Genomic DNA, 21,726 nt, shown 5'->3' with positions numbered 1-21,726 from the left:
TATGCACGATCATAACAACACTACTCCCGATCATATCGACGCCCAGGGGCAACCCGCCGCCGATTCACTGACGAAAGAAAATGTTTTTGTGCTGAGCGACGCAGAGCGTGACGCGATTGAGCAGGAAAAACACCATTATGAAGATGCCCGCGCCGCATCGATCGAAGCGCTGAAAATCGTGCAGAAACAGCGTGGCTGGGTGCCGGATGGCGCCATCAAGGCGATTGCCGATGTGCTGGGAATCGCGGACAGCGATGTGGAAGGCGTGGCCACGTTTTATAGCCAGATCTTCCGCCAGCCGGTGGGACGCCACATCGTGCGCTATTGCGACAGCGTCGTTTGCCATATCAACGGGTATGAAGGCGTCAAGGCGGCTTTGGAACGCAAACTCAGCATTAAGCCGGGTCAGACTACGTTTGACGGCCGTTTTACCCTGCTGCCGACCTGCTGTTTGGGAAACTGTGATAAAGGTCCGTCAATGATGATTGACGACGACATTCACAGTCACGTAAAGCCTGATGATATCGAATCGTTATTGGAGCAGTATCAATGAGTAAAAACATTGTTCTGACTGCTGAACAGCATCCTCTGACCTGGCGTTTACGTGCAGATAAACAGCCGGTGTGGCTGGATGAGTATCGCAGCAAAAACGGCTATGCCGGCGCGCAGAAAGCCCTGAGCGGCATGGCGCAGGATGAGGTGGTTTCCCTGGTTAAAGACGCGGGTCTGAAAGGACGCGGCGGCGCCGGCTTTTCGACCGGGCTTAAGTGGAGCCTGATGCCGAAAGACGAAAGCATGAATATCCGTTATCTGCTGTGTAACGCGGATGAAATGGAGCCGGGAACCTATAAAGACCGCCTGTTGATGGAACAACTTCCCCACCTGCTGGTGGAAGGCATGCTGATCAGCGCGTTTGCCCTGAAAGCCTACCGCGGCTACATCTTTCTGCGCGGCGAATATGTTGAAGCGGCGGTGAATTTACGCCGCGCCATTGAGGAGGCCAAACAGGCCGGTCTTCTGGGTAAAAACATTCTGGGCAGCGGGTTTGATTTCGAACTGTTTGTCCATACCGGCGCCGGTCGTTACATCTGCGGCGAAGAAACCGCGCTGATTAACTCGCTGGAAGGTCGTCGCGCCAACCCGCGCTCGAAACCGCCGTTTCCGGCATCCGCCGGAGCATGGGGTAAACCGACCTGTGTTAATAACGTGGAAACGTTGTGCAACGTTCCGGCCATTATCGAGCACGGCGCCGAGTGGTATCAGGGGTTGTCCGCCGGCAAAAGCAAGGATGCCGGCACCAAACTGATGGGATTTTCCGGACGCGTTAAAAATCCGGGTCTGTGGGAATTGCCGTTTGGCACCACCGCGCGCGAGATTCTTGAGGATTACGCCGGCGGCATGCGGGACGGGCTGACATTGAAAGCCTGGCAGCCCGGCGGCGCCGGTACCGATTTCCTGACCGGCGATCATCTCGATTTGCCGATGGACTTTGAGAACATCGGCAAAGCGGGAAGCCGTTTGGGTACCGCGCTGGCGATGGCGGTCGACAACGAAATCAATATGGTTTCCTTAACCCGCAATCTGGAAGAGTTTTTTGCCCGTGAATCCTGCGGCTGGTGTACGCCGTGCCGCGATGGTTTGCCCTGGAGCGTAAAACTGTTGCAAGCATTGGAACGTGGAGAAGGGCAGCCCGGAGATATCGAAACGCTGGAGCAGCTTTGCCGTTTCCTGGGCCCAGGCAAAACCTTTTGCGCTCACGCGCCGGGCGCCGTGGAACCCTTGCAAAGCGCCATCAAATATTTCCGAAATGAGTTCGAAGCGGGTATTTCTTCACAATATCTGGGTAACACCAAAGCGATTGGCGGTATTCAACCTAACTTGTTGAAAGAGCGCTGGTAACCAATCGTCTGATGAGCTTGAGATGCAGTAAATGTATCCGCCGGGCGACACCAACAAGTCGCCCTCATAAACAGAATTTTTGATTAGCGCCTGTGGTAACTCAGGCCATTATGGAAGCATGCTGACTATGGCTACTATTCATGTAGACGGCAAAGAGTATGAAGTGAATGGAGCGGACAACCTGCTTGAGGCTTGTCTGTCCCTGGGACTTGATATTCCTTACTTTTGCTGGCACCCCGCGCTGGGAAGCGTTGGATCTTGCCGCCTTTGCGCGGTAAAGCAATACCAGAACGAGGAGGATACCCGCGGTCGACTGGTGATGTCTTGTATGACGCCGGCTACCGAGGGTACGTTCATCGCGATTGAAGACGAAGAAGCGAAGCTATTCCGTAAAACGATAGTCGAGTTTCTGATGACCAATCACCCGCATGACTGTCCGGTGTGCGAGGAGGGCGGGAACTGTCATCTGCAAGATATGACGGTGATGACGGGACAGAATTTCCGTCGCTACCGTTTTACCAAACGCACTCACCGTAATCAGGATTTGGGTCCTTTCATCTCGCATGAGATGAACCGCTGTATCGCCTGTTACCGTTGTGTCCGTTACTACAAAGATTATGCCGATGGCACCGACCTTGGCGTATACGGCGCGCACGATAACGTCTACTTCGGGCGTCCGCAGGACGGCACGCTGGAAAGCGAATTTTCCGGCAACCTGGTTGAGGTGTGTCCGACCGGCGTTTTCACCGACAAAACGCACTCCGAACGTTACAACCGTAAATGGGATATGCAGTTTGCGCCGAGCGTCTGCCAACAGTGCAGCGTTGGCTGCAATACCAGCCCCGGCGAACGTTATGGCGAATTACGTCGTATTGAAAACCGTTTCAACGGCAGCATAAACCATTATTTCTTATGCGATCGCGGTCGTTTTGGTTACGGCTACGTCAATCTGCAAGATCGTCCGAAACATCCGCTGCAACGTCGCGGCGACGACTGGGTTGAGCTGACCGGCGAACAGGCGGTGGAAGGCGCGGCCGACGTGTTGCGTCAGGCGAAGAAAACCATCGGCATCGGCTCGCCGCGCGCCAGCATTGAAAGCAACTTCGCTTTGCGTGAACTGGTCGGGGCGGAAAACTTTTATACCGGTATCGCCCACGACGAACAACAACGGCTGCAACTGATTCTGCAAGTTTTGCAGAACGGCGGCGTGCGTACGCCGGCGCTGCGCGAGATCGAAAGTTATGACGCCGTTCTGGTGCTGGGCGAAGATCTGACTCAGACCGGCGCGCGCATTGCATTGGCGGTTCGTCAGGCGGTAAAAGGCAAAGCGCGTGAAATGGCGGCGGCGCAGAAAGTGGCCGACTGGCAGATTGCGGCCATCCTGAATATTGGTCAGCATGCCAAACATCCGCTGTTTATCACCAACGTGGACAGTACCCGACTGGACGATATCGCCGCCTGGAACTATCGGGCGCCGGTCGCCGATCAGGCCCGGTTGGGTTTCGCCATTGCCCATGCGCTGGATGACAGCGCGCCGGCGGTGACGGATCTGGCCGACGGACTCGATCAGAAAGTGGACATCATTGTTCAGGCGCTGACCGGGGCGAAAAAACCGCTGATTATTTCCGGCACCAACGCGGGCAGCGAAGAACTTATCGCGGCGGCGGCCAATGTGGCGCAGGCGCTCAAGTCTCGCGGCGCCGACGTCGGCATCACGTTTGTCGCCTCCGCGGCCAACAGCATCGGCCTGTCGATGATCGGGGGCGGCTCGCTGGATGACGCGCTGGCGCAACTGGAAAACGGCGAAGCCGACAGCGTGGTGGTCATGGAGAACGATCTCTATCGTCACGCGCCTGCCGCGCGCATTGACGCGGCGCTGGAAAAAGCCGGCAACGTGATCGTGCTGGATCATCAGCGCACCCGCATCATGGATAAAGCCGGCTTTGTTCTGTCAGCGGCAAGTTTTGCCGAAAGCGACGGTACGCTAATCAACCAGGAAGGCCGGGCGCAGCGATTTTTCCAGGTCTACGATCCCGCTTACTACGACAACAGCGTGGTGATGCTGGAAAGTTGGCGTTGGCTGCACTCGCTGAGCTCCACCTACCACAACCGCAAAATCGACTGGACTCAGCTTGATCATGTCATTGATGCCTGTATTGATGCCATGCCGCAATTGTCGGCGATTAAACAGGCCGCGCCTGACGCATCGTTCAGAATTAGCGGGCAGAAACTGGCGCGTTCGCCGAACCGTTCAAGCGGACGCACCGCCATGCGCGCCAACATCAGCGTGCATGAGCCGCGTCAGCCGCAGGATAAAGACACCATGTTCGCCTTCTCAATGGAAGGGAACAACAGCCCGCAGGCCGATCGTCAGCAGATTCCCTTCGCCTGGGCGCCGGGTTGGAACTCGCCGCAAGCCTGGAACAAGTTTCAGGATGAAGTCGGCGGTCATATTCGCCACGGCGATCCGGGAGTCCGCCTGATCGAAGCGGGAGACAGTACGTTGGGATATTTCGATAACATCCCGGCGGCGTTTGTCGCTCAATCAGGAAGCTGGCGCGTTGCGCCGTATTATCACCTGTTCGGCAGCGATGAGATGTCGCAGCGCTCTGCCGTGATTCAAAGCCGTATGCCTGAAGCTTACGTTATGGTTAATCCGACTGATGCGGCGGCACTGGGGGTGAATCCCGGTACGCTGGTCGAATTGAGCTGCGAAGGCCAGACATTACGCTTGCCGCTGCGGTTAAGCGACGGCTTGAGTCAGGGACAGGTCGGTTTACCGCTGGGACTGCCGGGCATCGCGCCGGTGCTGGCGGGCGCGACCGTTGACAATCTGCGGGAGGCTGCACAATGAGTTGGTTAACACCGGAGCTCCTGGAAGTACTGATTGCCGTTGGCAAAGCGATCGTCATTCTGCTGGTCGTGGTGACCTGCGGGGCATTCATGAGTATGGGCGAACGTAAGCTGCTGGGTCTGTTCCAGGGGCGTTACGGACCGAACCGGGTCGGTTGGGGCGGTTCGTTACAGTTAGTCGCCGATATGATCAAAATGTTCTTCAAAGAAGACTGGGTGCCAAGATTTACCGACAAGGTGATCTTCACGCTGGCGCCGATGATCGCCTTTACCTCTTTATTGCTGTCCTTTGCCATTGTGCCGGTCAGCCCGACCTGGGGCGTGTCGGATCTGAATATCGGGATACTCTTCTTCCTGATGATGGCGGGTCTGGCGGTTTACGCCGTGCTGTTTGCCGGCTGGTCGAGCAACAACAAATACTCATTGCTGGGCGCGGTGCGCGCTTCCGCCCAGACGTTGAGCTATGAAGTGTTTCTTGGTCTGTCGCTGATGGGCGTGGTCGCTCAGGCCGGTTCTTTCAATATGAGCGATATTGTCGAATCGCAGGCGCATTTATGGAACATCGTTCCGCAGTTCTTCGGCTTTGTTACTTTCGCCATCGCCGGGGTAGCGGTGTGTCACCGACATCCGTTTGACCAGCCGGAAGCGGAACAGGAACTGGCGGATGGTTATCACATCGAATATTCCGGCATGAAATTCGGTTTATTCTTCGTCGGCGAATATATCGGTATCGTCACGGTTTCCGCTCTGATCGTTACCCTGTTCTTCGGGGGCTGGCATGGTCCGTTCCTGCCGCCGTTTGTCTGGTTTGCGCTGAAAACGGCCTTCTTCATGATGATGTTTATTCTGATTCGCGCCGCCTTGCCCCGTCCGCGTTATGACCAGGTGATGGCTTTCGGTTGGAAAGTTTGTCTGCCGATAACCTTACTGAACCTGCTGGCGACGGCCGCGGTCATTTTGTATAACGCTCAATAAGGGGTGAGTGAACCATGACATTAAAAGACTTAGTGATTGGTTTCGGCACCCAGGTACGCAGTATCTGTATGGTGGGCTCGAACGCTTTTAAAAAGCGCGAAACCAGAATGTATCCCGAAGAACCCGTGAATCCGCCGCCGCGTTATCGCGGCCGTATCGTGCTGACGCGCGATCCGGACGGCGCGGAGCGTTGCGTGGCCTGTAACCTGTGTGCCGTGGCCTGTCCGGTCGGCTGCATCTCCTTGCAGAAAGCGGAAACCAAAGATGGTCGTTGGTATCCCGAGTTTTTCCGTATCAACTTTTCGCGCTGCATTTTCTGCGGCTTTTGTGAAGAGGCTTGTCCTACCACCGCCATTCAGTTAACGCCGGATTTTGAGATGGGGGATTACAAACGGCAGGATCTGGTGTACGAAAAAGAAGATCTGCTGATATCGGGGCCGGGTAAATATCCGGAATATAACTTCTACCGGATGGCCGGCATGGCTATCGATGGGAAAGATAAAGGCGAAGCTGAAAACGAAGCTAAACCCATTGATGTTAAAGGCCTATTGCCCTAAGGAGCTAGCATGGAATTCGCTTTTTATATTGCGGGCCTGATTGCAGTAGTGGCGACGTTGCGCGTCATCACTCATACCAATCCCGTGCATGCGTTGTTATATCTGATTGTTTCTCTCATCGCCATCGCCTGCGTGTTTTTCTCGCTGGGGGCTTACTTCGCCGGCGCGCTGGAGATCATCGTTTACGCGGGCGCCATTATGGTGCTGTTCGTGTTTGTGGTGATGATGCTCAACCTGGGAAACTCCGTGGTCGAGCAGGAACGCGCATGGCTTAAACCTACCGTCTGGATAGGACCATCATTGCTGTCGCTGGTCTTGCTGATAGTGATAGTGAAGGGCATTTTAAGTCTGGACGACCAGGGCATTACCGGCGACATGGTGGATGCCAAGTCGGTGGGCATCGCGCTGTTCGGTCCTTATGTTCTCGCCGTTGAACTGGCCTCGATGCTGCTGTTGGCCGGGCTGGTGGTCGCTTTCCACGTCGGTCGTGAAGACAAACGCGGAGAGGTTATCGCCAAAGAAACCGCGCACCAGAATGTTGAGAATAAAATAACAGGGGAACGCGCATGATTCCGTTACAACATGGTTTGATTTTGGCAGCCATCCTGTTTGTTTTGGGGCTGACTGGGTTGGTTATCCGTCGTAACTTGCTGTTTATGCTGATAAGCCTGGAGATAATGATCAACGCGGCGGCGTTGGCGTTTGTGGTTGCCGGCAGCTACTGGCATCAGGCGGACGGGCAGGTGATGTATATCCTGGCGATTACGCTGGCGGCGGCTGAAGCCAGCATCGGGTTGGCGCTGTTGCTGCAACTGTACCGCCGCCGCCAGAATCTGAATATTGATACAGTCAGTGAGATGCGCGGATGAACTTACTCTATTTAACAATACTATTCCCGCTGCTTGGCTTCCTGCTGTTGGCGTTTTCCCGCGGCCGCTGGTCGGAGAACGCGTCTGCGACGGTCGGTGTGGGTTCCGTTGGGTTGGCGGCGCTGACGGCCGCCTGGGCAGTGGCTGATTTCCTTGGTCAGCAACATAGCAGTGCGGGCGCGTTTGACCAGCATCTCTGGACCTGGATGGCGGTGGGCGATTTTAATATCGGCGTAACGCTGACGCTTGACGGCCTGTCGGCCACCATGCTGTCTGTGGTGACCGGCGTGGGGTTCTTTATCCATCTGTTCGCTTCCTGGTATATGCGCGGCGAAGAGGGGTATTCCCGCTTCTTCGCCTACACCAACCTGTTTATCGCCAGTATGGTGGTGCTTGTTCTGGCGGATAACCTGTTGCTGATGTACCTCGGATGGGAAGGGGTGGGGCTGTGCAGCTATCTGCTGATCGGTTTCTACTACACCAACCCGAAAAACGGCGCGGCGGCGATGAAAGCCTTTGTGGTAACGCGCGTGGGCGACGTATTTCTGGCGTTTGCGCTGTTCATTCTTTATCGGGAACTGGGGACGCTTAACTTCCGCGAACTGATGGTACTGGCGCCGCAACAACTGGCGGAGGGGTCTCCGGCGATCACCTGGGCGACCTTGATGTTGCTGGGCGGCGCGGTCGGTAAGTCCGCTCAGTTGCCGCTGCAAACCTGGCTGGCGGATGCCATGGCGGGGCCGACGCCGGTCTCGGCATTGATCCACGCCGCGACGATGGTGACCGCCGGGGTGTATCTGATCGCCCGTACCCACGGGTTGTTCCTGCTGGCGCCGGATGTTTTACATCTGGTCGGCGTCGTCGGCGCGGTCACGCTGGTATTGGCGGGATTTGCCGCGCTGGTGCAGACGGATATCAAACGCGTACTCGCTTATTCCACCATGAGTCAGATCGGCTATATGTTTCTGGCGTTGGGGGTACAGGCGTGGGATGCGGCGATTTTCCATCTGATGACCCACGCGTTTTTCAAAGCGTTGCTGTTCCTGTCTTCCGGTTCGGTGATTCTGGCTTGTCATCACGAGCAGAACATTTTCAAAATGGGCGGGCTGCGTAAAACCATTCCGCTGGTGTATGTCTGCTTTCTGGTCGGCGGCGCGGCATTGGCTGCGTTGCCGCTGGTTACCGCCGGATTCTTCAGTAAAGACGAAATTCTGGCGGGCGCCTGGGCTAACGGTCACCTCAATTTGATGGTGGCGGGGCTGGTCGGCGCCTTTATGACCTCGCTGTACACCTTCCGTATGATCTTTATTGTGTTCCACGGCGAGGCGAAAACCAAAGCTCATGCGGGGAAAGGCATCTCACATCATTTACCGCTGATTGTGTTAATGGTGCTGTCCACCTTTATCGGGGCGATGATTGTGCCGCCGTTGCACGGCGTACTGCCGGAAACAACGGAACTGGAGCACGGCCGGATGATAACGCTGGAAATCGTTTCCGGCGTGGTCGCCATCGCGGGCATCTTACTGGCCGCATTGCTGTGGCTGGGTAAACGTCAATGGGTGAACAGTATCGCGCAAAGCGCGCCCGGACGTTTCTTCTCAACCTGGTGGTTCCATGCCTGGGGATTTGACTGGCTGTACGACAAAGTTTTTGTCAAACCCTATCTGGCCGTCGCCAGACTGTTGCGCCGCGATCCGCTGGACGCGCTGATGAATATTCCGGCTTTCATTACCCGTTGGGGTAACCGCGGGCTGGCAGTGAGCGAAAATGGTCAGGTGCGGTGGTACGTTGCCTCCATGGGGTTGGGCGCTGTCGTCGTGCTGGCGTTGTTACTGCTGGTTTAAGACGGTAGCCGGAACGTACGAAGGGTAGGGCATTCCTGATGAGAGTGCCCGCCACGGCAAGTTTTCAGATTTCTTTAATTTAGGGACACAAAGCGCCATGCTACTACCTTGGCTAATTCTTATCCCCTTTATCGGCGGTCTGCTGTGTTGGCTGTCTGAGCGTTTAGGTACCAAAGTACCGCGCTGGATCGCGTTGATTGCGATGGGGTTGACGTTGGTGCTATCTCTGCAACTCTGGTTGCAAGGTGGCTATTCTTTGGCAACGCCCGGCGGACTGCCGCAATGGCAGGCTGAGTTCAGTGTTCCGTGGATCCCCCGCTTTGGCATCGATTTTCATCTGGCACTGGATGGACTTTCGGTGCTGATGGTGGTGTTGACCGCGCTACTGGGCGTGTTGGCGATACTCAGTTCCTGGAATGAGGAGCACCACAACCAGGGGCTTTTCCACCTTGGAATATTGTGGACGCTGGTCGGCGTTATCGGCGTATTCGTCGCTATCGACCTGTTCCTGTTCTTCTTCTTCTGGGAAATGATGCTGGTGCCGATGTATTTCCTCATCGCCATATGGGGACACAAAGGTTCTGATGACAAAACCCGAACCGCCGCGGCAACCAAATTCATCATTTATACCCAGACCAGCGGCCTGGTAATGCTGATCGCCATTCTGGCGCTGGTATTCGTGCATCATGATGCTACCGGCGTCTGGACCTTCAATTACGAAGCGTTGCTGAAAACGGAAATGTCGTATGGCATTGAATACCTGCTGATGCTGGGATTCTTCGTCGCCTTCGCGGTGAAAATGCCGTTGGTGCCGGTACATGGCTGGTCGCCGGATGCCCACAGCCAGTCTCCGACCGCGGGTTCCGTCGACCTGGCCGGGCTGTTGATGAAAACGGCAGCCTACGGTTTACTGCGCTTCAGCCTGCCGCTGTTTCCGAATGCCTCGCACGAATTTGCGCCTATCGCCATGTGGTTAGGGGTGATCAGCGTATTCTACGGCGCTTGGATGGCCTTTAATCAGACCGATATCAAGCGGTTGGTCGCTTACACCTCGGTTTCCCATATGGGCTTTGTGATGATTGCCATTTACTCCGGCAACCAACAGGCTTTTCAGGGCGCGGTTATCCTGATGATTGCTCACGGTCTGTCGGCCGCGGGGCTTTTTATCCTTTGCGGTCAGTTGTACGAGCGTGTGCATACCTGGGATATGCGTCAGATGGGAGGGCTGTGGGCCCGTCTCAGATATTTGCCGGCGCTGTCGCTCTTTTTTGCCGTCGCCACCTTAGGTATGCCGGGAACCGGTAACTTTGTCGGGGAATTTAATATTCTGATCGGCAGTTATCAGGTTGTTCCGCTGATTACCGTGATTTCCACCTTCGGTCTGGTATTTGCGTCGGTTTATTCGCTGATGCTGATGCAACGTGCTTATTACGGCGCCCCGAAATCAGAACAACCGCTGCCGGGTATGACGATGCGCGAGCTGTCCGTCGTTATGCCGCTGGTGGTGTTGCTGGTGTTGTTAGGGGTGTTCCCGCAACCGATTCTGGATACCTCCAGTGCGGCGATGGCAAATATCCAGCAGTGGTTTATGTCGTCTACTCCAGATTCAATAATTTCAACAACAAGGCCGTAATTCGCCATGACAATAACTCCTCAACAACTAATTGCGCTATCGCCGCTGTTGATCGTCGGATTGACGGTAGTGGTTGTGATGCTGTGCATTGCGTGGCGACGCAACCATTTTGTCAACGCAACCTTGACGGTTATCGGTCTGAGCATCGCGCTGCTGTCGCTTTACTTTGCAGGCCAGGCAGGGCCGACCGATGTGACCCCGCTGTTACGGGTTGATGGTTTTTCCATGTTCTATACCGGACTGGTGTTGGTGGCCAGCCTGGCGACCTGTACCTTTGCTTATTCCTGGTTGGAAGGGTATGAGGATAACCGCGACGAGTTCTATCTGCTGGTGCTGATTGCCTCGTTAGGGGGGATCCTGCTGGCGAGCGCGAATCATCTTGCGTCGTTGTTCATTGGCATTGAACTGATTTCGCTGCCGCTGTTTGGACTCGTCAGTTACGCCTTTCGCCAGGCGCGTTCGCTGGAGGCCGGTATAAAATACATGTTGCTCTCGGCGGCGTCGTCTTCTTTCCTGCTGTTCGGTATGGCGCTGGTATATGCCGATTCGGGCAATCTGACCTTCGCCAGTCTGGGGCGCAGCCTGAGCGATCTCCACATCCATGAGCCGCTGTTGCTGGCGGGGTTGGGGATGATCATCGTCGGCGTGGGCTTTAAGCTGTCGCTGGCGCCTTTCCAACTGTGGACGCCGGATGTGTATCAGGGCGCGCCGGCGCCGGTTTCGACTTTTCTGGCCACCGCCAGCAAGATCGCCATTTTCGGCGCGGTGATGCGTTTGTTCCTCTACGCACCGATGGTGGACAGCGACTCGGCCAGAATCGCGCTTGGCGTGATTGCGTTTGTTTCCATCGTGTTCGGCAACGTGATGGCGGTATCCCAGCACAGCATCAAGCGTTTGCTGGGATACTCATCCATTGCGCATATGGGGTATCTGCTGGTTGCATTGATCGCGGTGCAAACTCATCAACTGGCGCTGGAAACGGTTGGCGTCTATCTGGTGGGCTATTTGTTTGCCAGTCTCGGCGCCTTTGGCGTTGTCAGCCTGATATCAAGTCCGTGCAGCGGCCCTGAGGCCGACTCCATGCTGTCCTATCGCGGCCTGTTCTGGCATAAGCCCGTCCTGGCTGCGGTGATGACGGTGATGATGTTGTCGCTGGCCGGTATCCCGATGACGCTGGGCTTCTTCGGCAAGTTCTACGTGTTGGCCGTCAGCGTGAACACTGACCAGTGGTGGTTGGCCGGCGCGGTCGTGTTGGGTAGCGCGATTGGCCTCTACTATTATCTGCGGTTGATGGTCAGCCTGTATCTGGATGCGCCGCAGACGTCAACGCGCGATGATGCGCCAGGAAACTGGGCATTGACGGCCGGCGGCGCGGTGGTGGTGATCTCGGCAATCGTGGTGTTGATACTGGGTTTTTACCCGCAACCGCTGATTTCCCTGGTGCAGTTGGCCCAGCCAATCATGTAAGGGTACGCAGACGGTCAGATGAAACCGCCGTAGACGATGGTCTGCGGCGTTTTTTATGGCGGCAATCCCTATTCGTCGCTTGCTGAACCGCTTCTTTAGGAATGATCCGGCCGCTTAAGACCATTGCAAGTACGCAAAATTGTCTATAGTTAACGGGACAATTTTTTTCATAAGGAAAGGAGCATTTTATGGCAGATGTAAAACAGCAGCCTGAAGATATTCGCGTCGATGACGATCTGAAGCTCTTATCTGAAACGCTGGAAGAATTATTGCGCTACTCGGGCGATCAGGCTGATAAAGCTTACCTTGATCTTAAGACTAAGGCGGAACAGTCGTTGAAAGAGGTGAAAGCCAGAATCGGCGGCGCCGGCAACAGTTACTATGCCCGGGCCAAACAGGTCGCGGATAAAGCGGATATCTATGTGCATGAAAAACCCTGGCAAGGTATCGGTATCGGCGCAACCGTCGGGCTGGTGCTGGGGTTGCTGCTGGCCAGACGTTAAGTCTGGGGGCTGAATATTGCGGTTATGCGTCAAATGAATGAGCGTTGGCCGCGCTACGCGGCTAACTGCCCGAGTATACTCTATCCCGTTTTTCACAATCACTCTGTAACGACAAGCATGCAATAGGCTCTGCCTGCGCGGCGCTTATCCGCTATTGGGGCGTTTACGCCAGCAGCGTACCATCAATTATCGTCACGCTATGCCCGCCGACCCAGGGCTCGTCATTGATGTAGACCACCGATATTCGGCCGTCGCACTGGAGTTTGGTTCCTTGTCGAACCTGGTAATCCAGTTGGGCGGCGATATTATCCGGATAATGTTGTTGGCGCAGTATGCAGGCCAGACAAGCATTGGCGCTGCCGGTGACCGGATCTTCCCTGAGGTATCCCTGTTCCATGTAAAACGTGCGAACTTCGTAGTCCGTTGGGCTGGCGTTATCATGCGGTCCGTAAATGGCGATGCCGTCGGTCTGGCAGGCTGCTTGTAAATCGGCCAGGGATTGCGCGTCCGGCGTGATGTTCAGGCAGGTATCGGCGTTGTCCATCCGTACTATCAACCAACTTATTCCCATTCGTACAGTTGCCGGGGAATAGCGCTTATCTATTCTGGCGCTGCCGAGCGTTCGCTCCAGCAGCGGGGATAACGTGGCATCAAAGGGCTCGATTGTGGCCGGCGGCACATGAAAGGCCAGCGAACCATCATCATCAATATTGATGGGTACCAGGCCGATGCCGCTTTGCTGGATAATCTGCCCGGGGGATTTGGTCTGTAAACCCGACTCCAGCAGCGCGTGCGCCGTACCCAGCGTGGGATGGCCGGCAAACGGCAGTTCCTGCTCAGGGGTAAAAATGCGTACGCCATAGTCGGCCAGCGGATTGGTGGGAGGGACGACAAAGGTGGTTTCCGACAGGTGGGTCCAACGGGCGATACTTTGCATCTGTTCATCGGTCAGACCGTCGGCGTCCAGCACCACGGCCAAAGGATTCCCTTTGAAGGGGCGTTGGGTAAACACATCGATTTGTTTAAAGCGTCGTTGTTGCGGCATAGGTCGTCTTTTCCTGTCATCCCCGAATCTTTCAAATTACCGGCCTGTGGCCGTGTTTTGCTATTTATTGGCGAGTCGATAGTTCAGGTCGCCGGTTTCTTGGTTTTATTCCGGCGTCCTGAGAATAGCGATTTTTAATAATTATGACTGTAAATCAGCGGTTTGTCTTTGAGTGAAGGATAGTTTTTATGCATGATTCTGTGCGCATGCAGAGAATAATATCCGGCGCGACCGGCGACGGTGCGGCGCAATATCGCTCTCTGTCGCGATTATGTGGCGCTTCTGTGGCATAATGCGACCAACATCACATTCTGACTTGAGTAAGTTCTGTGCTAAGTACCAACAACATCACGATGCAGTTTGGCAGTAAGCCATTGTTTGAAAATATTTCCGTTAAATTCGGCGGCGGTAACCGCTACGGCTTGATCGGCGCGAACGGTTGCGGTAAATCCACGTTCATGAAAATTCTGGGCGGCGATTTAGCGCCGAGTTCCGGCAACGTGGCCCTCGATCCCAATGAGCGTTTGGGTAAATTGCGTCAGGATCAGTTCGCTTTCGAAAAATACAGCGTGCTGGATACCGTGATCATGGGCCATGCCGAGCTATGGGCGGTGAAAGAAGAGCGCGATCGTATTTACGCGCTGGCTGAAATGAGTGAAGCCGATGGCTATAAAGTCGCCGATCTGGAAGTGCAGTATGGCGAGATGGACGGTTACAGCGCCGAGGCGCGCGCCGGTGAGTTGCTGTTGGGCGTCGGCATTCCTTTGGAGCAGCATTACGGTCTAATGAGTGAAGTCGCTCCCGGTTGGAAATTACGCGTCCTGCTGGCGCAGGCATTGTTCGCCGATCCGGATATCCTGTTGCTCGACGAACCGACCAACAACCTGGATATTGATACCATTCGCTGGCTGGAGCAGGTGTTGAACGACCGTAACAGCACCATGATTATTATTTCCCATGATCGCCACTTCCTGAACATGGTGTGTACCCATATGGCGGATCTCGACTACGGCGAACTGCGTATTTACCCCGGCAATTATGATGAATATATGACGGCGGCGACGCAGGCGCGCGAACGTCTGTTGGCGGATAACGCCAAAAAGAAAGCGCAGATCTCCGAATTACAGTCTTTCGTCAGCCGATTCAGCGCGAATGCATCCAAATCCAAACAGGCGACTTCACGCGCCCGCCAGATTGATAAAATTCAACTGGAAGAGGTAAAAGCCTCCAGCCGTCAGAACCCGTTTATCCGCTTCGAGCAGGATAAAAAGCTGTTTCGTAACGCACTGGAGGTGGAGGCTCTGGCGAAAGGGTTCGATAACGGTCCGCTGTTCAGCAAATTAAACCTGATGGTGGAAGTCGGCGAGAAGGTGGCGATTCTGGGAACCAACGGCGTCGGGAAATCGACGCTGTTGAAAACGCTGGTCGGCGATCTTCAGCCTGATAGCGGTACGGTTAAATGGTCGGAAAACGCGAAAATCGGCTATTACGCGCAGGATCACGAATATGAATTCGATGACTCGCTGACGGTGTTTGACTGGATGAGCCAGTGGAAGCAGGAGAAGGATGATGAGCAGGCGGTTCGTAGCGTACTCGGACGTTTGCTGTTCAGCCAGGATGATATCAAGAAGAAAGTGAAGGTGTTATCCGGTGGTGAGAAGGGGCGTATGCTGTTCGGCAAGCTGATGATGCAGCGTCCCAATATCCTGGTTATGGATGAGCCGACCAACCACCTGGATATGGAATCCATTGAGGCGCTGAACATGGCGCTGGAGATGTATGAAGGCACGCTGTTGTTCGTCTCGCATGACCGCGAGTTCGTCAGTTCCCTGGCGACCCGTATTATTGAAATGACGCCGAACAAAGCGACCGACTTCACCGGAAATTATGAGGATTACCTGCGCAGTCAGGGTATTCAATAACGACCTTAATTCGCGCCATACGGTTTTAATCAAGGCGGCACGGTTGATAACCATGCCGCCTTTTTATTAACATTCAGCATGACGCTTTATATTTTTCACATAGATAAAAAATTCTCACCAATATTTATTCCGTTAACATTTCCCTCAAGTCAAAATTTAAGAGGATGGTCATTTTCTCCTGTTTTTAAACTAAAATATCTAAAGTAATTAATTTTATATTTAGGTTTAAAAATGCGCTAATCCGGAGACCGCCAATCTGATAATAAAGGGATTTAAATAGTGTTTTTATAAAATAATGTTATTTATCAGTTTATTATGTTCTGGTTTTTGTGCGACTCACCCTGTGATTAATCGATTTAGCCAACGCAAAATAAATGTGCGGATAATTCAGCGAGTTATTGAGATTATTTCTCATCTAAACAAAGAATATGCGCCTTTAAATAGAGTCTATGCGTATAAAGTCACAGTTATAACAGAAATAATACGCCTATTGTCCCAGCGATTGATGAAGATCAAGTCTGTTAAATAAATTTCCTCATTACCATACCCACACACATTTCGTGTGTTACTCCGTTCGAGTTACAGGAGAATAATAAAAAATGAGTGGGGAAAATTTAATGCTTTCCCATCACGGCGTTAATCGTCGTGATTTTATGAAGTTATGTGCAGCACTGGCGGCATCAATGGGATTGGCGGACTCCGCCGTCGCGGAAATAGCGCAATCGATCGTCTCCACGCAACGTCCGCCGGTAATCTGGATAGGGGCGCAAGAGTGTACCGGGTGTACCGAGTCCCTGTTGCGGGCGACGCATCCAACCATTGAGAATCTGCTGTTAAACACCATCTCGCTGGAATATCACGAAGTACTGTCCGCCGCGTTTGGCGAACAGGCGGAAGAAAACAAGCATCGTGCTATCGAGCAATACAAAGGGAAATACGTTCTGGTTGTCGATGGGTCGATCCCCATCAAAGACGGCGGCATCTACTGTATGGTGGCAGGCAAACCGATAGTAGAGCATATCCGCGAGACGGCGGAGCATGCGGCGGCGATTATCGCCATCGGATCCTGTTCGGCCTGGGGCGGCGTGCCGGCGGCGGGCAGCAATCCGACCGGCGCAGTCAGCTTGCAGGAGATCTTGCCGGGTAAAACCGTCATTAATATCCCCGGTTGTCCGCCGAATCCGCACAACTTCCTGGCCACCGTCGCGCATATCATCACTTATCAACGTCCGCCGGCGCTGGATAGCCAGGGCCGGCCGACCTTCGCCTACGGTCGCCTGATCCACGAAAACTGCGAGCGGCGCCCGCACTTTGACGCCGGACGTTTCGCCAAAGAATTCGGCGATGAAGGCCATCGTCAGGGATGGTGTCTCTACCATCTGGGTTGTAAAGGGCCGGAAACCTACGGCAACTGCCCGACGCTGGAATTCTGCGACGTCGGCGGCGGCATCTGGCCGGTGGGCATCGGGCATCCTTGCTATGGCTGCAACGAGAAAGGCATCGGTTTTACCAAAGGCATTTTCCAACTGGCCAATGTGGAAAATCCCACGCCGCGGGTGGAAAAACCGGCGGTCCATAGTCCGGAGGGCGGCCATATCTCCGCCACCGCGACAGGGTTGATCGGCGGCGTGCTCGGCGTGGTCGGCGGCGTCAGCCTGATGGCGGTGCGCGAGTTGGGGCGTCAGCAAAAGCAGGCGGCTCAAAAGCAAAGTCAGCAGGATGCCGGAAACGGATCCCGGGAGGGTTAAGCCGTGAACAGACGCAATTTTTTCAAGCTGGCTTCCGCCGGCGCGCTGCTGGCCGGCACGCCTCTGGCGGGTCATGCCGCGGCAACCAATAAGCCGCCGATTCCCGGCGCGTTGGGGATGCTTTACGACTCAACGCTGTGCGTGGGCTGTCAGGCCTGCGTCAGCGAGTGTCAGCAACTCAATAAGCTGAGCTATAAGCCGGACAGCACGATCTACGCCGGCGGGGACGCCACCTGGTCGAACAACGATAAGCTCAGCCCTTACACCAATAATATCATTCAGGTATGGAGCTCTGGCGACGGAAAAAATAAGGATCAGGTTGAGAATGGCTACGCCTATATCAAAAAACAGTGCATGCACTGCGTTGATCCGAACTGTGTTTCGGTTTGTCCGGTTTCGGCGCTGAAAAAAAATCCCACAACCGGCGTTGTGCATTACGACGCCGGCGTATGTACCGGCTGTCGTTACTGTATGGTCGCCTGTCCGTTCAACATTCCCAAATACGATTATGAGGATCCGTTCGGCAAGCTGCATAAGTGCGAACTCTGCAATCAGCCGGGGTTGGAACGATTAGACAAAGGCGGTCTGCCGGGCTGTGTGGATGTCTGTCCCACCGGCGCGGTTATTTTCGGCGCCCGTGAAGAATTGCTGGCGGAAGCGAAACGCCGTTTATCGTTGCAGGCAGGCGATGAGTATCACTATCCGCGTCAGACGCTGGCCAGGAAGGATACCTATCTGCATACCGTGCCGAAGTATGACCAGTATGTTTATGGCGAGAAAGAAGCGGGCGGCACTCAGGTGCTGGTGCTGGCGGGCGTGCCTTATCAGAATCTTGACTTGCCGGAACTGGCCGAACTGTCTACCGGCGCGCGTTCCGAGCATATTCAGCATACGCTGTACAAGGGCATGATATTGCCGCTGGCGGTGTTAGCGGGCCTGTCGGTGCTGGTGCATCGCAATACCCGCGCGGACCGGCTGGATCATGACGGTCGCCCGCAGGATGATAAGAAACAGGAGAACGATCATGACGGCGCATAAAGCGAGTCCATTAGGTGGGCGTCTGGTCAGTTGGCCGGTGGTGGCGTTGGCGCCGTTTGTCATTCTGTGCGCGCTGCTGATTGTCAAACGTCTGGTGTTCGGCATCGGTTCGGTCGCCGCGCTGAACGGGGGCTATCCCTGGGGGATCTGGATCGCCTTCGATCTGCTGGTGGGTACCGGGTTTGCCTGCGGCGGCTGGGCGCTGGCCTGGGCCGTCTATGTGTTTAACCGGGGGGAATACCATCCGCTGGTTCGTCCGGCGCTGTTGGCCAGCCTGTTCGGCTATTCGCTGGGCGGGCTGTCGATCACCATCGACGTCGGGCGTTACTGGAATATTCCGTACTTCTTTATTCCCGGCCATTTCAATACCTCATCCGTACTGTTTGAAACCGCGGTCTGTATGACGATTTACATCGGCGTGATGGCGCTGGAGTTCGCCCCGGTGATCTGCGAGCGACTGGGGTGGAAGATAGCGCTTAAGCGATTAAATAAGGTGATGTTTTTTATAATCGCGCTGGGCGCGCTGTTGCCCACCATGCACCAGTCATCGATGGGTTCGCTGATGATTTCCGCCGGCTATAAAGTCCATCCGCTGTGGCAGAGCTATGAGCTGTTGCCGCTGCTGTCGCTGCTGACCGCATTTATCATGGGCTTTTCGATCGTGATGTTCGAAGGCTCGCTGGTGCAGGCCGGGCTGAAGGGGCGCGGCGCGGATGAAAAATCCCTGTTCGCCCGTCTGACGCGCGTCCTCCAGGTATTGCTGCTGCTGTTCGTGGTGCTGCGTTTCGGCGAAATTCTCTGGCACGACAAGGCGCGCTATCTGTTCGCGGGCGACCGTTTCGCCGTGACTTTCTGGTGTGAAGCCGCGCTGATGATTTTCCCGTTGCTGCTGTTCCGCTTCAAACGTTGCCGCAATGACTCGCGTCTGCTGTTTCTGGGGGCATTGAGCATGTTGTTCGGGGCCGCCGTGTGGCGGCTGAGCTATTCCTTGCTGGCTTTCAATCCCGGCGGGGGTTACCACTACTTCCCGGCTGCATCGGAAGTGCTGATCTCCATAGGTTTTGTCGCGATTGAAGTTTGCGCATACATCTTGTTAATCCGGCTGCTGCCGGTACTTCCCGCGCTGGAAGGCGTTCATAAGAATTATCAGGCCGAGGTAAAGCATGAGCCAACGCATCACCATTGATCCTATTACCCGCATTGAGGGACACCTGCGCATTGATTGCGAAATTGAACAGGGGAAAGTCACAAAGGCCTGGTCGTCCGGCACCATGTGGCGCGGTATGGAGGAGATTGTCAAAGGTCAGGATCCGCGCGATGCCTGGATGATTGTGCAACGTATCTGCGGCGTATGCACCACGGTACACGCCATTGCCTCCGTTCGCGCGGTGGAGAACGCCTTGCAGTTGAACGTTCCGGTGAATGCGCAGTACATCCGTAACCTGATTCTGGCGGGACATAGCATCCATGACCATATCGTTCACTTCTATCAGCTCTCCGCGCTCGACTGGGTTGACGTTACTTCGGCTTTGGAGGCGGATCCGCAGAAAGCGGAGGCGTTGCTGAAAGGGTTGTCTGACTGGCCGCTGAACAATGCGGCGGAATTCACCAAAGTGCAGCAGAAGCTGAAAGATCTGGTCGCCAGCGGGCAACTGGGTATTTTCGCCAACGGTTACTGGGGACACCCGGCGATGGCGCTGCCGCCGGAAGTCAACCTGATTGCGGTCGCCCACTACCTGCAAGCGCTGGAGTGTCAGCGCGACGCCAACCGGATAGTGGCGATCCTCGGCGGTAAAACGCCGCATATTCAGAATCTGGCCGTGGGCGGCGTCGCCAACCCGATCAATCTTGACGCGCCCAGCGTACTGAACCTTGAACGTCTGATGTATGTGAAATCCTTTATCGACCGGTTGAGCGATTTTATCGAGCAGGTCTACAAAGTGGACTGTGCGGTGATCGCCGCCCATTACCCTGAATGGCTGACGCTGGGCAAAGGCGCCGATCACTATCTCAGCGTGCCTGAGCTGCCGACGGACAACAAAAACGGCGGTTTCCTGCTGGCCGGCGGCTATCTGGAAAACGGCGATTTCGCCAAATTCCGGCCCATCACCAGCCATAACGATAAGTTCCTGATTGAAGGCATCAAGGAAAGCGGCAAGCATGCCTGGTATCAGGATGATGAGCCGCTGGCGCCGTGGGAAGGGTTGACGCGTCCCAACTATACTGGCTGGCAGGATGACGGCAAATACTCCTGGGTTAAAGCGCCGACCTTCTACGGCAAGACCGTTGAAGTCGGGCCGCTGGCGTGGCTGCTGTGCGGTTTGGCCGCCGGACATGAAGACACGAAGAAACACTTTGCCCAGGTTGCCGCGGCATACCAGACGCTGACCGGCAAGACGCTGGAAACCGAACACCTGCACTCCACCTTGGGCCGGGTTATCGGCCGGACGGTGCATTGCTGCGTGCTGAAAGATACGCTGGCGCAGCAATGGCAGGCGCTGGTGACCAATATCGGCAAAGGCGATCATCAGACCTTCATCAAGCCCGACCTGTCGCCGGATACCGAATTTCGCGGCGTCGGCTTCGGCGAAATGCCGCGCGGCATGCTGTCGCACTGGATCGTGTTTAAAAACGGCAAAATCACCAACTATCAGGCGGTTGTTCCGTCGACCTGGACCTCCGGCCCGCGCAACTTCGACGGCGTTCCCGGCCCTTACGAGCAGTCGCTGGTCGGCACGCCGGTCGCCGATCCGCATAAGCCGCTGGAGGTGGTGCGCACCATCCACTCCTTTGACCCGTGCATGTCCTGCGCGGTGCATATTGTGGATACGGTAAGCGGCAACGAAGTCACCCGGGTCAAGGTGTTGTGATGAATATACTGGTGCTGGGGATAGGCAACCTGCTGTTGAGCGATGAAGCGGTCGGCGTGCGTATTATCGAAGCGTTAGAGCAGCGCTACAGATTTTCGCCGGCAATCGACATCCTTGACGGCGGTACGTCAGGCATGGAGCTGATGGAAGCGATGGCCGGACGCGATCATCTGATCGTGGCCGATGCCGTGCTGACCGGACAGACGCCGGGCGAGGTGGCGGTGCTGCGCGACGGCGAAGTACCCGCACTCTTTACCCGCAAGATTTCTCCGCACCAGTTAGGTTTGTCCGACGTGCTGATGGCGTTGCAACTGACGGGCGAGTTTCCCCGCCGGTTGACGCTGATCGGCGTGGTTCCCGAATCGCTGGATGTGCATATTGGTCTGACCGAGACGATACAGCGGGCGATAGCGCCGGCTTTACAGCAAATCATTGCGGCGCTGCGGCAAAGCGGGATCACGGTCAGCGAACGCGAACAATGCGAGGTCTGTGGTGAATAAGCA

The 21,726-nt window shown here is 55.3% G+C and carries 18 protein-coding genes; 17 read left to right on the top strand and 1 reads right to left on the bottom strand.

What is annotated here, in order from left to right; all coding sequences use genetic code 11:
- Position 1 precedes the first annotated feature (1 nt).
- The 11 genes from nuoE (at position 2) to elaB (ending at position 12,600) form a co-directional block, all read left to right on the top strand.
- Positions 2-553 (top strand): NADH-quinone oxidoreductase subunit NuoE, encoded by a 552-nt coding sequence (gene nuoE / locus ABRZ26_RS14795; protein ID WP_319604903.1) that lies wholly within the window; start codon positions 2-4, stop codon positions 551-553.
- Positions 550-1,899, top strand: a complete 1,350-nt coding sequence (gene nuoF / locus ABRZ26_RS14790) for an NADH-quinone oxidoreductase subunit NuoF (protein ID WP_319604902.1) — start codon at positions 550-552, stop codon at positions 1,897-1,899. The genes nuoE and nuoF overlap by 4 nt, the downstream gene beginning before the upstream one ends.
- Positions 1,900-2,026: 127 nt before the next feature.
- Positions 2,027-4,753: an NADH-quinone oxidoreductase subunit NuoG gene (gene nuoG / locus ABRZ26_RS14785; protein ID WP_319604901.1), complete on the top strand. Its 2,727-nt coding sequence runs from the start codon at positions 2,027-2,029 to the stop codon at positions 4,751-4,753.
- Positions 4,750-5,727, top strand: a complete 978-nt coding sequence (gene nuoH, locus ABRZ26_RS14780) for an NADH-quinone oxidoreductase subunit NuoH (protein WP_319604900.1) — start codon at positions 4,750-4,752, stop codon at positions 5,725-5,727. Before nuoG ends, nuoH begins: the two co-directional genes overlap by 4 nt.
- Positions 5,728-5,741: 14 nt before the next feature.
- Positions 5,742-6,284, top strand: coding sequence for an NADH-quinone oxidoreductase subunit NuoI (gene nuoI, locus ABRZ26_RS14775; protein ID WP_319604899.1), 543 nt, complete (start codon positions 5,742-5,744; stop codon positions 6,282-6,284).
- A gap of 9 nt (positions 6,285-6,293) precedes the next feature.
- Complete coding sequence (nuoJ, locus tag ABRZ26_RS14770) at positions 6,294-6,854, top strand: NADH-quinone oxidoreductase subunit J (protein WP_319604898.1); 561 nt, start codon at positions 6,294-6,296, stop codon at positions 6,852-6,854.
- On the top strand, positions 6,851-7,153 hold the full coding sequence (gene nuoK, locus ABRZ26_RS14765; RefSeq protein WP_319604897.1) for an NADH-quinone oxidoreductase subunit NuoK: 303 nt from the start codon (positions 6,851-6,853) through the stop codon (positions 7,151-7,153). The genes nuoJ and nuoK overlap by 4 nt, the downstream gene beginning before the upstream one ends.
- Complete coding sequence (gene nuoL / locus ABRZ26_RS14760; protein ID WP_319604896.1) at positions 7,150-8,997, top strand: NADH-quinone oxidoreductase subunit L; 1,848 nt, start codon at positions 7,150-7,152, stop codon at positions 8,995-8,997. Before nuoK ends, nuoL begins: the two co-directional genes overlap by 4 nt.
- A 97-nt stretch (positions 8,998-9,094) precedes the next feature.
- Positions 9,095-10,630: an NADH-quinone oxidoreductase subunit M gene (gene nuoM, locus ABRZ26_RS14755; RefSeq protein ID WP_319604895.1), complete on the top strand. Its 1,536-nt coding sequence runs from the start codon at positions 9,095-9,097 to the stop codon at positions 10,628-10,630.
- 6 nt (positions 10,631-10,636) lie between these two features.
- Positions 10,637-12,097: an NADH-quinone oxidoreductase subunit NuoN gene (gene nuoN, locus ABRZ26_RS14750; protein ID WP_319604894.1), complete on the top strand. Its 1,461-nt coding sequence runs from the start codon at positions 10,637-10,639 to the stop codon at positions 12,095-12,097.
- Positions 12,098-12,285: 188 nt separating this feature from the next.
- Positions 12,286-12,600 (top strand): stress response protein ElaB, encoded by a 315-nt coding sequence (gene elaB, locus ABRZ26_RS14745; RefSeq protein WP_319604893.1) that lies wholly within the window; start codon positions 12,286-12,288, stop codon positions 12,598-12,600.
- A gap of 163 nt (positions 12,601-12,763) precedes the next feature.
- Here the strand turns inward: elaB and ABRZ26_RS14740 are convergent, their stop codons facing one another.
- On the bottom strand, positions 12,764-13,645 hold the full coding sequence (locus tag ABRZ26_RS14740; protein ID WP_319604892.1) for a PhzF family phenazine biosynthesis protein: 882 nt from the start codon (positions 13,643-13,645) through the stop codon (positions 12,764-12,766).
- 329 nt (positions 13,646-13,974) lie between these two features.
- Here ABRZ26_RS14740 and ABRZ26_RS14735 point away from each other — a divergent pair, with 329 nt between their 5' ends.
- The 6 genes from ABRZ26_RS14735 (at position 13,975) to ABRZ26_RS14710 (ending at position 21,723) form a co-directional block, all read left to right on the top strand.
- Positions 13,975-15,567 (top strand): ABC-F family ATPase, encoded by a 1,593-nt coding sequence (locus tag ABRZ26_RS14735; RefSeq protein ID WP_319604891.1) that lies wholly within the window; start codon positions 13,975-13,977, stop codon positions 15,565-15,567.
- A gap of 599 nt (positions 15,568-16,166) precedes the next feature.
- Positions 16,167-17,315: a hydrogenase 2 small subunit gene (hybO, locus tag ABRZ26_RS14730; RefSeq protein WP_319604890.1), complete on the top strand. Its 1,149-nt coding sequence runs from the start codon at positions 16,167-16,169 to the stop codon at positions 17,313-17,315.
- 3 nt (positions 17,316-17,318) lie between these two features.
- Entirely contained in the window at positions 17,319-18,353 is a 1,035-nt protein-coding gene (hybA, locus tag ABRZ26_RS14725) for a hydrogenase 2 operon protein HybA (RefSeq protein ID WP_319604889.1), read from the top strand.
- Positions 18,340-19,539 carry a Ni/Fe-hydrogenase cytochrome b subunit gene (gene hybB, locus ABRZ26_RS14720; RefSeq protein ID WP_319604888.1) on the top strand — a complete coding sequence of 400 codons (1,200 nt, stop codon included), beginning with the start codon at positions 18,340-18,342 and terminating at the stop codon, positions 19,537-19,539. Before hybA ends, hybB begins: the two co-directional genes overlap by 14 nt.
- The gene (hybC, locus tag ABRZ26_RS14715) at positions 19,517-21,223 is read left to right on the top strand and encodes a hydrogenase 2 large subunit (RefSeq protein ID WP_319604887.1); all 1,707 of its coding nucleotides are present in this window, start codon (positions 19,517-19,519) and stop codon (positions 21,221-21,223) included. Before hybB ends, hybC begins: the two co-directional genes overlap by 23 nt.
- Positions 21,223-21,723 (top strand): HyaD/HybD family hydrogenase maturation endopeptidase, encoded by a 501-nt coding sequence (locus ABRZ26_RS14710; RefSeq protein ID WP_319604886.1) that lies wholly within the window; start codon positions 21,223-21,225, stop codon positions 21,721-21,723. The genes hybC and ABRZ26_RS14710 overlap by 1 nt, the downstream gene beginning before the upstream one ends.
- The last annotated feature ends 3 nt before the right edge of the window (positions 21,724-21,726 follow it).

Origin of the sequence: Brenneria sp. L4-2C (assembly GCF_040240335.1) — a bacterium.
In the GTDB taxonomy this organism is placed as follows: Bacteria; Pseudomonadota; Gammaproteobacteria; order Enterobacterales; family Enterobacteriaceae; genus Brenneria.
The sequence above is the reverse complement of the archived record's forward strand: the minus strand, read 5'-3'. Positions and strand labels throughout refer to the sequence as shown.

Bases quoted from the DNA above. Each gene is read 5' to 3' on its own strand.
- nuoE (WP_319604903.1), top strand. From the start codon at position 2: ATGCACGATCATAACAACACTACTCCCGATCATATCGACGCCCAGGGG.
- nuoF (WP_319604902.1), top strand. From the start codon at position 550: ATGAGTAAAAACATTGTTCTGACTGCTGAACAGCATCCTCTGACCTGG.
- nuoG (WP_319604901.1), top strand. From the start codon at position 2,027: ATGGCTACTATTCATGTAGACGGCAAAGAGTATGAAGTGAATGGAGCG.
- nuoH (WP_319604900.1), top strand. From the start codon at position 4,750: ATGAGTTGGTTAACACCGGAGCTCCTGGAAGTACTGATTGCCGTTGGC.
- nuoI (WP_319604899.1), top strand. From the start codon at position 5,742: ATGACATTAAAAGACTTAGTGATTGGTTTCGGCACCCAGGTACGCAGT.
- nuoJ (WP_319604898.1), top strand. From the start codon at position 6,294: ATGGAATTCGCTTTTTATATTGCGGGCCTGATTGCAGTAGTGGCGACG.
- nuoK (WP_319604897.1), top strand. From the start codon at position 6,851: ATGATTCCGTTACAACATGGTTTGATTTTGGCAGCCATCCTGTTTGTT.
- nuoL (WP_319604896.1), top strand. From the start codon at position 7,150: ATGAACTTACTCTATTTAACAATACTATTCCCGCTGCTTGGCTTCCTG.
- nuoM (WP_319604895.1), top strand. From the start codon at position 9,095: ATGCTACTACCTTGGCTAATTCTTATCCCCTTTATCGGCGGTCTGCTG.
- nuoN (WP_319604894.1), top strand. From the start codon at position 10,637: ATGACAATAACTCCTCAACAACTAATTGCGCTATCGCCGCTGTTGATC.
- elaB (WP_319604893.1), top strand. From the start codon at position 12,286: ATGGCAGATGTAAAACAGCAGCCTGAAGATATTCGCGTCGATGACGAT.
- ABRZ26_RS14740 (WP_319604892.1), bottom strand. From the start codon at position 13,645: ATGCCGCAACAACGACGCTTTAAACAAATCGATGTGTTTACCCAACGC.
- hybO (WP_319604890.1), top strand. From the start codon at position 16,167: ATGAGTGGGGAAAATTTAATGCTTTCCCATCACGGCGTTAATCGTCGT.
- hybB (WP_319604888.1), top strand. From the start codon at position 18,340: ATGACGGCGCATAAAGCGAGTCCATTAGGTGGGCGTCTGGTCAGTTGG.
- hybC (WP_319604887.1), top strand. From the start codon at position 19,517: ATGAGCCAACGCATCACCATTGATCCTATTACCCGCATTGAGGGACAC.
- ABRZ26_RS14710 (WP_319604886.1), top strand. From the start codon at position 21,223: ATGAATATACTGGTGCTGGGGATAGGCAACCTGCTGTTGAGCGATGAA.